The 13,724-nt window shown below is 49.7% G+C and carries 10 protein-coding genes; 2 read left to right on the top strand and 8 right to left on the bottom strand.

The window, feature by feature from the left end:
* The first annotated feature begins 252 nt into the window (after positions 1-252).
* A complete protein-coding gene (locus VFA_RS05150) occupies positions 253-1,449 on the top strand; it encodes an acetate kinase (protein ID WP_004725294.1) in 1,197 nt (398 codons plus the stop codon).
* Positions 1,450-1,590: 141 nt separating this feature from the next.
* Positions 1,591-3,732 (top strand): phosphate acetyltransferase, encoded by a 2,142-nt coding sequence (gene pta / locus VFA_RS05145; protein ID WP_038150995.1) that lies wholly within the window; start codon positions 1,591-1,593, stop codon positions 3,730-3,732.
* Between the two features lie 104 nt (positions 3,733-3,836).
* On the opposite strand, the gene VFA_RS05140 is transcribed toward pta, so the two are convergent.
* From VFA_RS05140 to VFA_RS05105, 8 genes are all read right to left on the bottom strand, one after another.
* On the bottom strand, positions 3,837-5,114 hold the full coding sequence (locus VFA_RS05140; protein ID WP_004725288.1) for an MgtC/SapB family protein: 1,278 nt from the start codon (positions 5,112-5,114) through the stop codon (positions 3,837-3,839).
* A 158-nt stretch (positions 5,115-5,272) separates the two neighbouring features.
* Complete coding sequence (locus VFA_RS05135) at positions 5,273-6,217, bottom strand: glutathione S-transferase family protein (RefSeq protein WP_004725285.1); 945 nt, start codon at positions 6,215-6,217, stop codon at positions 5,273-5,275.
* A 125-nt stretch (positions 6,218-6,342) separates the two neighbouring features.
* Complete coding sequence (locus VFA_RS05130; protein ID WP_004725281.1) at positions 6,343-7,761, bottom strand: O-antigen ligase family protein; 1,419 nt, start codon at positions 7,759-7,761, stop codon at positions 6,343-6,345.
* Between the two features lie 159 nt (positions 7,762-7,920).
* A complete protein-coding gene (gene oppF / locus VFA_RS05125) occupies positions 7,921-8,913 on the bottom strand; it encodes a murein tripeptide/oligopeptide ABC transporter ATP binding protein OppF (RefSeq protein WP_004725280.1) in 993 nt (330 codons plus the stop codon).
* Positions 8,910-9,881 (bottom strand): ABC transporter ATP-binding protein, encoded by a 972-nt coding sequence (oppD, locus tag VFA_RS05120; RefSeq protein WP_004725277.1) that lies wholly within the window; start codon positions 9,879-9,881, stop codon positions 8,910-8,912. The genes oppF and oppD overlap by 4 nt, the downstream gene beginning before the upstream one ends.
* 30 nt (positions 9,882-9,911) lie before the next feature.
* Complete coding sequence (gene oppC / locus VFA_RS05115; RefSeq protein WP_004725273.1) at positions 9,912-10,814, bottom strand: oligopeptide ABC transporter permease OppC; 903 nt, start codon at positions 10,812-10,814, stop codon at positions 9,912-9,914.
* A gap of 15 nt (positions 10,815-10,829) precedes the next feature.
* Positions 10,830-11,750, bottom strand: a complete 921-nt coding sequence (gene oppB / locus VFA_RS05110) for an oligopeptide ABC transporter permease OppB (protein WP_004725271.1) — start codon at positions 11,748-11,750, stop codon at positions 10,830-10,832.
* Positions 11,751-11,850: 100 nt separating this feature from the next.
* Positions 11,851-13,482, bottom strand: a complete 1,632-nt coding sequence (locus VFA_RS05105) for an ABC transporter substrate-binding protein (RefSeq protein WP_014204847.1) — start codon at positions 13,480-13,482, stop codon at positions 11,851-11,853.
* Positions 13,483-13,724: the final 242 nt, after the last annotated feature.

Genomic DNA, 13,724 nt, shown 5'->3' with positions numbered 1-13,724 from the left:
AATTTTTTTTGTTATATTGGCCCATTATCGCTATCCTTTGCGAACTCTCAATCTCATTGTTGCCGTTATTTACAAATTAGGCAACTCCGAGGCGAATGCTGCACGGAATGCACCGACGATTTCACTAACACTGTCACGTCTTACGATACGGAAATTAAAGTTTTATTGACCAAGATTAGTACGCACTCTTTGGCAGTTCGGCTATTCTTGTGGTTGATTTTTATCCTAACCGACTATTACAGGTAGTTACTCATGTCTAAGCTAGTTTTAGTTTTAAACTGCGGTAGTTCTTCACTCAAGTTCGCTATTGTTGATGCACAAAATGGCGACGAATTTCTTTCAGGTCTTGCTGAATGTCTACACCTTCCAGAAGCACGAATCAAGTGGAAACTTGATGGCAAGCACGAAGCACAACTGGGTGAAGGCGCTGCACACGATGAAGCGTTAACTTTTATCGTTGAAACTATTCTTGCTTCTAAGCCAGAACTGGCAGAGCAACTGAAAGCCATCGGTCACCGTGTTGTACACGGCGGTGAGCAGTTCACTCAATCAGCACTGATCGACGAAACCGTTCTGAAAGGTATCGAAGACGCAGCAAGCTTCGCACCACTGCACAACCCAGCGCACATCGTGGGAATTAAAGCAGCACAAAAAGCATTCCCTGCGCTACAGAACGTTGCCGTATTCGACACCGCTTTCCACCAAACTATGCCAGAAGAAGCGTACCTGTACGCACTGCCATACAAACTGTACAAAGAGCACGGTGTTCGTCGCTACGGCGCACACGGTACGTCTCACCTGTTCATCGCGCGTGAAGCCGCTGAACGCCTGGGCAAACCAGCAAACGAACTGAACATCATCAACTGCCACCTAGGCAACGGTGCATCGGTTTGTGCAATCAAGAACGGCCAATCTGTTGATACATCAATGGGTCTGACACCGCTTGAAGGTCTGGTGATGGGTACACGTTGTGGTGACATCGATCCTGCTGTGGTATTCCACCTGCACGATACTCTGGGTTACTCAGTGGCAGACATCAACAAGATGCTGACCAAAGAGTCTGGCCTTCTGGGTCTGACTGAAGTGACTTCTGACTGCCGTTTCGTTGAAGACAACTACGGTGCTAAAGAAGAAGCAACTCGCGCAATGGACGTGTTCTGTCACCGTCTAGCAAAATATGTTGCAGGTTACACTGCCAGCATGGACGGTCGTCTGGACGCAATCGTGTTCACAGGCGGTATCGGCGAAAACTCTGCACCAATCCGTGAAATGGTGCTGAACCGTCTGTCTATCTTCGGTATCAAAGTCGATAGCGATGCGAACCTGAAAGCACGCTTCGGCGGCGAAGGTGTGATCACTTCAGCAGACAGCAACATTCCTGCGATGGCCATTTCAACCAACGAAGAATTGGTTATCGCTGAAGACACAGCGCGTCTAACCAACATCTAATCAAATTCATCTGGCTAACTGCAAAGTTAGCCAGTGTTTTATAGGGGCTCAACTCCTATTCTTCTCGAATACGCCGTTGGGCTTTGTTCCTTTCAATCTAAACCCCTTAGATTGTATCAATAGTGTTGAGGTACTTTACGAATGTCCCGTACTATTATGCTTATCCCTATCAGTACTGGCGTTGGCTTGACCAGCGTGAGCATGGGTCTTTTGCGCGCCATGGAGCGTAAAGGTGTAAGCGTTTCTTTCTATAAGCCAATCGCACAGCCTCGCAGCGGTGGCGACCAACCCGACCTGACTTCAACGATCGTCGGTCACAACAGCGACATGAAAATTGGTGAGCCAATGTCAATGTCGTCTGCTGAAGCGCTGATCGGTGGCGAAAAAATGGACGTTCTGCTGGAAACAGTGGTTGAACGTTACAACCAAATCAACTCATCAGAAGTGACGCTGGTTGAAGGTCTAGTTCCAACTCGTAAACACCCATTCGCCAACCAAGTGAACGCGGAAATCGCAAAAACTTTGGGTGCTGAAATTGTGTTCGTCGCAACGCCTGGCACGCACAACCCTGCGCAGCTGAAAGAGCGTATCGAAGTGGCATGCTCTAACTTCGGCGGTACGAAGAACAAGAACATTTCTGGTGTGATCATCAACAAACTGAACGCACCGGTTGATGAAGCTGGCCGTACCCGTCCAGACCTGTCTGAAATCTTTGACGATTCTGACAGCGCAAAACAAGCCAACATCGAAGTGATGCAGATCTTCAACTCAAGCCCAATCCGTGTTCTGGGGTGCGTGCCTTGGAATGTTGACCTGATCGCAACACGTGCGATCGACATGGCAAAACACCTGAATGCTGACGTAGTCAACGAAGGCGACATCAACACACGTCGTATCAAGAGCATCACATTCTGTGCGCGTTCAATCCCGCACATGATTGAGCACTTCCGTCCAGGTTCACTGCTGGTGACTTCAGCAGACCGCCCAGACGTGATCGTGGCAGCATCTCTTGCTGCGATGAACGGCGTTGAAATCGGTGCCGTACTGCTGACTGGCGGCTACGATATTCCAGAAGAAATCGTGAGCCTGTGTAAACCAGCGTTTGAAACTGGCCTGCCAATCTTCAAAGCACAAGGTAACACATGGCAAACATCGCTGAACCTGCAAAGCTTCAGCCTAGAAGTGCCTGCTGACGATAAAGAGCGTATCGAATTTGTTTGTGACCACGTTGCAAGCCACATCGAAGGCGCTTGGATCGAAACTCTGACTGAAGGTACTCAAGGTACGCGTCGTCTGAGCCCACCAGCATTCCGTTACCAACTGACTGAGTTTGCACGTCGTGCCAACAAACGTATCGTGCTGCCTGAAGGCGACGAACCACGTACAGTTAAAGCGGCAGCCATCTGTGCTGAACGCGGTATCGCGACTTGTGTGCTCCTAGGTAACCCAGATGAAATCCGCCGTGTTGCTGCGCAACAAGGTGTTGAGCTGGGCGCTGGCGTAGAAATCATCGATGCAGATTCAGTTCGTGAAAACTACGTGGCTCGCCTAGTTGAACTACGTGGCGCGAAAGGCATGACTGAGGTTGTGGCGCGTGAAAAACTGGAAGACTCCGTTTTCCTAGGCACCATGATGCTGGAAGCGAACGAAGTGGACGGTCTGGTTTCTGGTGCGGTTCACACCACAGCAAACACCATCGTTCCCCCATTCCAGATCATCAAAACAGCACCGAATGCATCGATCGTATCGTCTGTATTCTTCATGCTGCTGCCTGACCAAGTTCTGGTTTACGGTGACTGTGCAATCAACCCAGATCCAACAGCTGAGCAACTGGCTGAAATCGCAATCCAATCTGCAGATTCTGCAGCGGCATTCGGTATCGACCCACGCGTAGCGATGATCTCATACTCTACCGGTACATCAGGTAAAGGTGCAGACGTTGATAAAGTGCGTGAAGCAACACGTATCGCACAAGAAAAACGTCCTGATCTGATCATCGACGGTCCACTGCAATACGACGCAGCGATCATGGAGAACGTGGCAGCTTCTAAAGCACCTAACTCTCCAGTTGCAGGTAAAGCAACTGTATTCGTATTCCCAGACCTGAACACAGGTAACACCACTTACAAAGCGGTACAACGTTCAGCAGACTTGGTTTCAATCGGTCCAATGCTGCAAGGCATGCGTAAACCTGTGAACGACCTGTCTCGCGGCGCGCTGGTTGACGACATCGTCTACACCATCGCTCTGACTGCGATTCAAGCAGACCAAGAGCAAAAATAATCGCTCTTCGTTCGAGTCAAAAAGCCTTCGGATTCCGAAGGCTTTTTTATTGGCGCCGAATCCTGTTTTATCGCTTGAAAATACAGCCTAAACAAGTGACTGAATTAATGCATCCACCACAGGGTGAACAAGCCCGCGACCACCGACAGCAACATCGCTGGCGCGACGCGAATCCACAGCGCTTTTCCACCAATGCCCATAGCTAAGCCCATTTTGACCAACGTGTTCACCGATGCGGCAATGATGATCCCCATCGCCGCTGTATAAGCATCCAAGGTGTGTGTGCTTTGTCGCCCCAACGCCAAAGTGATTGCATCCACATCCGTGATCCCAGAGATCGCCGACAATACCAAGGTCCCCACCTGGCCGAACCAATCCGACAACGCATGAGAGAGCAGCATAATCACTGCCAGAATCACCCCAAACCAGAGCGCCGACTGCAAGGCCAACGGGTTTTTATGGTTGCCCGTCTGCTCCTCGGTAAAATCAACTTGGGTGGTACGCCAGATAAACCATGCCGGCAGATAGAGCCCAATCATCATCACTCCAATCACCGGCCAAAGAATTGGCGTTAACTCGGTATTAATGAGAGAAGCAACAATCAACAAACGGGGGAACATGGTGCCACAACAGAGCAGAATGCCAGAAGCCAGGAGCGGACTGATCGACGGCTGCTCACGCGACAGATTGGAAAATTGCAGTGTCAGTGCCGTCGAAGAACTGAACCCTGCAAAGACCGAAGTAAACAGCACACCCCGCTTCGCACCGCCAATCTTGATGGCGAAGTAACCCAAAAACGAAATGCTGGCAATCAACACCACCATCCACCAAATTTCGTACGGGTTTAATGCCTGCCATGGGCCAAAGCTTTGGTTGGGCAACAAAGGCAGCATCACAATCGAAATCAACATCAGCCGCAGCGCTGCATCCAGCTCGTACTCTTGCAACTTCTGCAAGGCCTGATGAAGCTCTTTCTTGTTATCCAGCACCACGGCGGTGATCACCGCAGACGCAGCCGCCAATACCGGTTCTCCGGCAACCGCCAAACTGCCCATCACAAACGTGACCAACAAACTGACCACGCCGGTAATACTGACGTCCTGACTGTTTCGCTGTTTCATGATGAACGCAATGCTGGCCAGCGCGACCAACGCCAACAAAGCAAAACCAAGGATGAGCGGCGAAAAATGGGTCGCCAGTACCGCAGACAAGCCGCCGTATAAGCCGACCAGCGAGAAAGTGCGAATGCCAGCCACTCGGCTGCCTTCCACATGATTGCGGTTCACCCAACCGCGCTGCGTGCCAACAATGGCGCCCAACAGCAGCGCCACCAATAGATTCCAGATCACGCTCTGGCCGGCCATGATGTCACTGAAATCCATCGCCCTCTCCCATCCACCCCGCTTCATTTCAGTGTATGCGAATTGGCGTATGAATCCGTGAGCAGAGCGAAATTGTGATTATTTTTCAGCGCATTCAATCAGCACACAAAAAAGCGCAGCCTCAGACTGCGCTTTGCAATAGAGTGTTGGTTCAAGTCTTACAGTGTGTCTCGGCCATGCGCAGATTCCAAATCCAGATCTGGGCCAACCGGCACAATTTGTGTTGGGTTAATGGTGGTGTGACTGAAATAGTAGTGACGTTTAATGTGATAAAAGTCGGTGGTCTCCTTCACGCCCGGTACTTGATACAGCTCTTTCAAATAGCCATTTAAATGCGGGTAATCGGCGATGCGTTTTTTATTGCATTTGAAGTGACCAACATACACAGCGTCAAAACGAATCAAGGTGGTAAACAACCGCCAATCGGCTTCAGTGATCACATTGCCCGCCAAGTATCGATGCGTCGCAAGATGGCTTTCCACTTTATCCAATGCCGCGAATAAGGATTCGTAGGCTTCTTCATACGCTTCCTGCGTGGTCGCGAAGCCACAACGGTAAACCCCGTTATTGATATTGGGATAGATGTATTCGTTCCACTCATCAATCAGCGCACGAAGATGCTCAGGATAGTAATCCTCCTCGTTCCCCGTGAGTGCATTAAACGCTGAGTTAAACATGCGAATAATTTCTGACGATTCATTGCTGACTATCGTATCGGTTTTCTTATCCCACAGCACAGGCACCGTCACACGACCAGTGTAATCGGCTTTGGCTTGCGTATACACTTGATGCAATTTCGTATGGCCAAACAGCGGCTCAGGAATACCGAACTGCCAACCGTCACTCATCATATCCGGGCACACAATGGTGACGTCGATGTACGCCTCAAGCTGCTTTAGCGCACGAAAAATCAAGGTGCGGTGCGCCCACGGGCACGCCAACGACACGTAGAGATGATAACGACCCGGCTCAGGCGCAAACTGAGCATCTGCATCATTGTCGATCCAACCTCGAAAGCCCGCATCTTCGCGCACAAAGCGTCCGCCGCTGCTTTTCGTGTCGTACCAAACGTTTTGCCACACGCCTTCGACCAGTTTACCCATGAATCACCTCGTTTTTATTCAAATCATGCTGTATTTAAGTCCATTATAGATATTGAAAAATTGGATATAACCGGAGAGTTCTGGCTTAGTTATTCGAAAAATTTGAACTAGCCAACATTGTGCACTTAAGGCATCTCCGGTTTCTCTAAGCAATTGTGCCCGACCCAAAATTGGGTTTTCATGCCCAGCGCTCTGACATCGACAATCTCATCGAACTGTTGAGGATAATGTGACACACGCTCGTAAATTCGATAGCCACACGCCATGATGGCGCCCAGCGCCAGCATCCACACGACTACGTGGCTGACAAGGCCGTGGCTGACAAGGCCAACACGGTATGACCCCATCTCCGAACGCCGTAAAGGGTTTAACGACGCCCAAAAAGCAGCCAGCGACATGATGCCCAGCAGTTGACTCATCGGCGAATCCAGCACACCGGAGACCAAGCTGTACAGCAGCCCAGTCAACACACTCGCCCCCAAGACTTGTGTGATTCGAGATCTGGAGATGGCCACCTTGTACAACAGCAGCAAACAAAGCGACACATAACAAAGCACACCGCCCCATCCCCAATGCACCAGCACATTGAGCACCGAGTTATGCGGGCGACCATTTGCAAAAGGTTGACAAGCGAATGCACCGCCACCTTGTCCCCAAAAGGAAGCAAATTCGATCGATTGTGACCATAAAATTAACCTGCCTGATGATGTTGTTCGAATCGCAATGGCGTCGCTGTCTATCCCCAAGAGATAAGAAGGCAACGGATTAAACAACGCAAATGAGATCAATGCGCCCAAGCCCCCAGTGATGAGCAAAGTCGCGAGCCACTGACGCCATAACGTCCTGTCCACCAGCGCCATCAAAATAAAACCGGTGATAAGCGCCAGCGTGACCCCGCGACCATTGAGGGTAAAACCAATTGAAAATGCCATCGCGACGGATATTAGGGGGAGCAGCGCACGCCGGTTTCGTCTGCGAGCGCGCACGGCCAAATACGCCATGGGCAGCACCAGCCAAACGTGCACTTGATTGATAAAGCGCGGATTGGCAAATCCAAAAAACGTGGAGTTACTGACCGCCTCACGATGATAAAGCAGCAACCAAAACGCACTGGCGACACTGAAGAAAAGCAGGCCGTTGAGCAGCAGCGCCAAGCCCATGAGGTTCGCGCGTGCCACGCGAAAGTAGTCAAAAAAGACGCTAAGGAGCAAAAACAACCCAACGAGGTAAAACCAGTGCGTCAGCGCGCTGATGCGATAGTCACTGAGTAACGTCGCGATGAGACTCAATGCGATGAAACCGAGTGCGAACGTTCGAGTCGGTTGCTCAAGCGATCGATACAGGGCAATGACCGATTGCCGTAATCGTGCCGAACACAGTAACCCAACGGCGAACAGCATGATCAACAAACAGACGACCAGACGTTTGGAATCGTAAATCAGCAGCACCTGATTGCGGGGAATGAACACATTGAAACTGAAAATGATCAGCGACCACAGTGTCAGCTTGATGATGAGAGTTTGCCACAACGCACTGCGCCGCATCACATCTACCTTTCATGATGATTTTCAATAACCTGAGTATTATTGATATTCAAGAAATGGCAAATGTAAGCTGAGATTAACCCCCAAATGAGGATGAACAGAGACAAAAAAAGCGCGACCCCACAAGAGAGCCGCGCTTAAGCCCGTCACAGGCTGAATTTAGGCACTGACGTGCAGGCAAGAGACCGAGTGGGTATCCGAGCCTTCGATTTGTGGCTTGGTTTGCGCACATTCCGCCGTCGCTTGTGGGCAACGCGTACGGAAAACACAACCGGATGGTGGATTAATCGGTGACGGCAAGTCCCCTTCCAACATCTGAATGGTTTTGTTGCGCTCTAAGTTTGGATCCGGAATCGGCACCGCCGACATCAAGGCTTTGGTGTACGGATGCAGCGGGTTTGCAAACAGTTCGTGTGCTTCGCCCAATTCCACCGCATTGCCCAAATACATCACCAAGACACGATCCGAAATGTGTTTGACCACCGACAAATCGTGCGCAATGAACACGAGGCTCAAGCCCAGCTCTTTTTGCAGCTCTTTGAGCAGGTTAACCACCTGCGCCTGAATCGATACGTCCAGTGCCGAGACCGGTTCGTCACAGATGATCATCTTTGGCTTCAAAATCAGCGCGCGCGCAATACCGATACGCTGACACTGGCCACCAGAGAACTCGTGCGGATAACGGTTGATCACGTTCGGCAACAGACCCACTTTGGCCATCATCTCTTTCACGCGATCTTTGACTTCCTGCTTCGACAACTCTGGGTAGAAGGTTTGCAGCGGTTCAGCAATGATGTCGCCCACCGTCATACGTGGGTTCAGTGACGCCAAGGGATCTTGGAAAATCATCTGAATTTCTTTGCGCGTATTGCGGCGTTTGACTTCATGCATGCGGGTCAGATCTTGCCCCAGCCACACCACTTCGCCTTCCGTCGATTGCACCAAACCGATGATCGCGCGAGCAAAGGTGGACTTACCACAGCCAGACTCCCCCACCACGCCCAATGTTTCGCCTTCATAAAGACGGACATTGACGCCATCAACAGCTTTCAATGTGGATGGTTTTGTCCATGGCCACGCGGATTTCGCTGCGATACTAAAGTGAACCTTGAGGTTTTTGACATCTAACAATACAGGTTTATTGACACTCATTTTGTCCAAGCCTCCCAATCAGAAAAACAAGCACGCTGACGCGCGTCACCAAATGGCGTCAGAATCGGTGCTTCACGCTTACAACGGTCCATCACACGATGGCAGCGCTCTTGATAAGGGCAGCCCACCGGCAGACGCAGTAAGTTGGGCGGGTTGCCCGGGATGGTTGGCAAAATTTCGCCTTCGGTATCCAATCGAGGAATCGCTTTCAGCAGGCCTTCCGCGTAGGGATGACTTGGGTTGTAGAAAATGTCGTTCACACTGCCGTACTCCATGGTACGACCGGCGTACATCACCAGCACTTTGTCGCACGATCCCGCAACCACGCCCAGATCGTGCGTGATCATGATGATGGCGGTGTTGAATTCACGCTTCAGTTCGTTCAGCAGATCCATGATCTGCGCTTGAACGGTCACATCCAGTGCGGTGGTTGGTTCATCGGCAATCAGCAGTTTCGGACGGCACAACAAGGCCATCGCAATCATCACACGCTGACGCATGCCGCCCGAGAACTCGTGCGGATACATGGTGATACGTTTGCGCGCTTCCGGAATTTTCACCGCTTCCAACATGCGGACCGACTCTTCAAAGGCTTGTGCTTTGCCCATGCCTTTGTGCAGCATCAATACTTCCATCAACTGATCGCTGACTTTCATGTACGGGTTCAGCGACGTCATAGGGTCTTGGAAGATCATGGCAATCTGCTCAGAACGGACTTTGTTCAGCTCTTTTTCAGGCAGATTCAAAATCTCTTTGCCTTCGAACTTGGCGCTTCCGGAAATGATCCCGTTTTTCGCCAATAGGCCCATGATTGCGAATACCGTTTGTGATTTACCTGAACCGGATTCACCCACGATACCCAATGTCTCACCTTGATTGAGTGAGAAGTTCAAATCGTTGACTGCGGTGACGGTACCATCTTGCGTGGTAAACTCGACGCGCAGATCTTTGACATCTAATAAGCTCATCATTGCTTCCTTAATCTTATAATTTTCTGATTATCTGTCTTTTGGATCGAGCGCGTCGCGCAGGCCATCACCGACGTAGTTAAAACAGAACAGGGTAATGATCATGAATGCGGCAGGGAATAGAAGCTGCCAAATGGCCACTTCCATCGTATTTGCACCTTCTTGCAACAGTGCACCCCAGCTCGTCATCGGTTCTTGAACACCCAGACCAAGGAATGAGAGGAAAGATTCAGTCAGAATCATGCTTGGGATCAGCAGCGTGGAGTACACTGCGACGATGCCCAGTACGTTTGGCACGATGTGACGGGTAATGATTCGCCATTTGCTCACACCACAAACGTGGGCAGCTTCAATAAACTCTTTGCTGCGCAAACTCAGCGTCTGACCACGCACGATACGCGCCATGTCCAGCCACGCAATCGCACCAATGGCAACGAAGATCAGAATGATGTTACGACCGAAGAAAGTCACCAGCACGATCACCAGGAACATAAACGGAATCGCATACAGGATTTCCAGCACACGCATCATGATGCGGTCAGTACGGCCGCCGATGAAACCCGATGCCGCGCCATACAGCGTACCAATCAGCACCGCAACCAGCGCGCCCATGATCCCCACCATCAGCGAGATACGGCCACCGACCAGAGTTCGTACTAACAGGTCACGACCCAAAGCGTCGGTACCAAACCAGTGCTCAGCCGTTGGTGCCGCGTGCATGGCGTACCAGTCCGTGTCTTCATAAGTGTAAGCAGAGAACATCGGCACAAAAATCACGGCCAATGTAATTAATGTCAGAATGAACAAGCTAACCATTGCTGCTTTGTTGCGCATAAAACGAATGCGCGCATCCTGCCATAAGCTGCGACCTTCAATTTCCAAGTTCTCCGTGAACTTTTCGATCGCTTCTAAGTTTTCTTTTTTGGTTAACATAATATCCGTGTCCAATTAGTAGCGAATTTTAGGGTCGATATACGCGAGCAGAATATCCACAACCGCATTGAAGAGAATGAAAAGGAAACCGATAAGAATCGTTACACCCATCACCAGTGAGTAGTCACGGTTAAATGCAGCGTTAACGAACAGCTTACCAATCCCTGGCAGACCAAAAATCGTCTCGATAACCACAGAACCGGTAATGATGCCGACAAACGCAGGGCCCATGTACGATACAACTGGCAGCAGCGCAGGCTTCAACGCATGTCGGATCACGATGTAGCTATAGCTCAAGCCTTTGGCACGAGCGGTACGAATAAAGTTACTGTTCAGGGTTTCAATCATTGAACCACGGGTAATACGCGCAAACGTTGCAACGTACAGCAGTGACATCCCAATCACAGGCAACGCCATGTATTGGAAGGAGCCATCTTGCCACCCACCGGCGGGGAACCAGCCGAGATTGATGGAGAAGATGTAAATCAGTACGGGAGCCAACACAAAGGATGGCATCACCACCCCGAGCATGGCGGTCGACATGATCGTGTAGTCGACCCAGGTATTGTGTTTCAGAGCGGCAATGGTTCCGACCCCGACCCCCATGATGACGGTAAAGACAAACGCAGCAAAACCAACTTTCGCCGACACAGGCAGTGCGCTGGCGATCAATTCGTTCACTGAATAGTCTTTATATTTGAACGATGGACCAAAATCACCTTGCAGGATGTTGGTCAAATAGGTGAGGTACTGTTCGGACACAGGTTTGTCCAAGCCGTACTTCGCGTTGATGTTGGCCATCACTTCCGGCGGCAAAGGACGCTCAGAAGAAAATGGGTTACCTGGTGCAAAACGCATCAGAAAGAAAGATATTGTGATCAGCACCAACAGGGTTGGAATCGCTTCAAATATCCTTTTTGCAATGAATTTAATCATAAACTCACTCTTTCAGTCTGTGACAATAGGAAATGAAAAGACGCTGTATGTGCGCTGCACATACAGTGTCTATATATTTATAGTTTTATTTGCTCAGGATTTACTGAGCTTTGATGTAAAGATCTTTAGAGAAGATCTTATCTTCTGCGTTGTTCTCTGGGTAACCGCCAAGTGTTGGTGACACCAAACGAGAAGTAACGTATTGATAGATAGGTGCGATTGGCATATCACGCGCCAGCAGTTTCTCTGCTTGAACGTACAACGCTTCACGCTCTTCATCCGTCTTCGCTGTCAACGCTTTCTCCATCACTGCATCGTATTCTGCATTGTGATATTTCTGGTCGTTTGAGCTGTTGTTTGACTGCATCAGTGACAGGAAGCTTGATGCTTCGTTGTAGTCACCACACCAGCCAGCACGCGTGACGTCATAGTTTCCTTGACGACGAGAATCTAGGAAGGTTTTCCACTCTTGGTTTTCAAGCGTGATGTTGACACCCAGTGTTGTTTTCCACATCGATTGAATCGCCGTGGCGATCTTCTTGTGGTTTTCTGAAGTGTTGTACAGCAGCGTGAAGTTCAGCGGGTTTGATTTATCATAGCCCGCTTCCGCCAACAGTTTCTTCGCTTCAGCAACACGCTCTTTCTGAGTCATCTTGCCGTAAGCTGGCATTTCTGGGTGGAAACCTGCGGTGATTTCAGGCGTCATGAAGTACGCAGGTTTCTGACCTTGCGCAAGAATCGCATCGGTGATGATGTTACGGTCAATCGCGTAAGACAGCGCTTTACGAACACGAACATCGTTAAACGGTGCTTTTTGGTTGTTGAAACCGTAGTAGTAGGTACACAAGTTGCCTTTCACGTTCACTGACTCTGGGTACTCTTTTTGCAGACGTTTGAAGTGCTCAAGCGGCAATTCATACGTCATTTGAATTTCACCAGACAGGAAGCGGTTCATTTCCGCAACTTGGTTTTCAATCGGTAGGTAAGTCACTTTGTTGATGACGGTGTGTTCGTTATCCCAGTAGTTCTGGTTACGTTTCAGCTCCAGTCGCTCGTTCACTACCCACTTGTCGACAACATAAGCACCGTTGCCCACAAAGTGTTCAGGTTTGGTCCACTGATCGCCCCATTTTTCAACCGTTGCACGGTGAACAGGTTTCACGGTGGTGTGACCCATCATTTTCACAAAGTATGGTACTGGCGTTTCCAGTTTCACTTCTAGCGTGTTCGCATCCAATGCTTTCACACCCAGAGTTTCTTTGTCTTTTTTCCCTGCGATGATGTCTGCTGCATTCACCATCGTGGTCATCTCAAGGTACCAAGAGTACGGAGATGCCGTTGCTGGATCGACTGCACGTTTGAAACTGTAGACGAAATCTTCCGCCGTCACAGGATCGCCGTTCGACCATTTCGCATTTTTACGCAGGTGGAAAATAAATGTTTTGTTGTCTGTCGTTTCCCAACTTTCAGCAACACCAGGAATGGTATTACCATTCGCATCCTGGTTCACCAGACCTTCTAACAGATCACGAATCACGTGAGACTCTGGCACACCTTCGGTTTTGTGTGGATCGATAGACGCCACTTCAGTACCGTTGCCACGAACGAATTCCTGTACATCGGCAAGTTTAGTGCCTGCTGGAACGACAGCAGCGAGAGTTGAGAAAGAAGTGGTTGCCACTGCAAGGCTAGCGCCTAGAAGAAGGGCTTGTGTGATCTTATTTTTATACATGCATAAACTCCAAGTTTTCATTTTGCATCCATGACTTCTCTGAAGAGCTTCTAGAACGGAGCGTCTAGCACTTAGGTTGCTTAGTGCAAAAACTAAACTAAAAAAACCTAAACCCATACAGAGAGTGCGGCACACATTAGCAATCATCGAAGTAATTTGCCATAAATTTGTAGCAAAAACTGAATATCTTCTGCGCCAACTTCAATAATCAGCGTAATACTTCAACCTTGTTCTATTGGCCA

The organism is Vibrio furnissii CIP 102972 (assembly GCF_000176175.1).
Lineage (GTDB): Bacteria > Pseudomonadota > Gammaproteobacteria > Enterobacterales > Vibrionaceae > Vibrio > Vibrio furnissii.
Note: the sequence above shows the minus strand (reverse complement) of the source record. Positions and strands in the feature narration are given on the sequence as shown.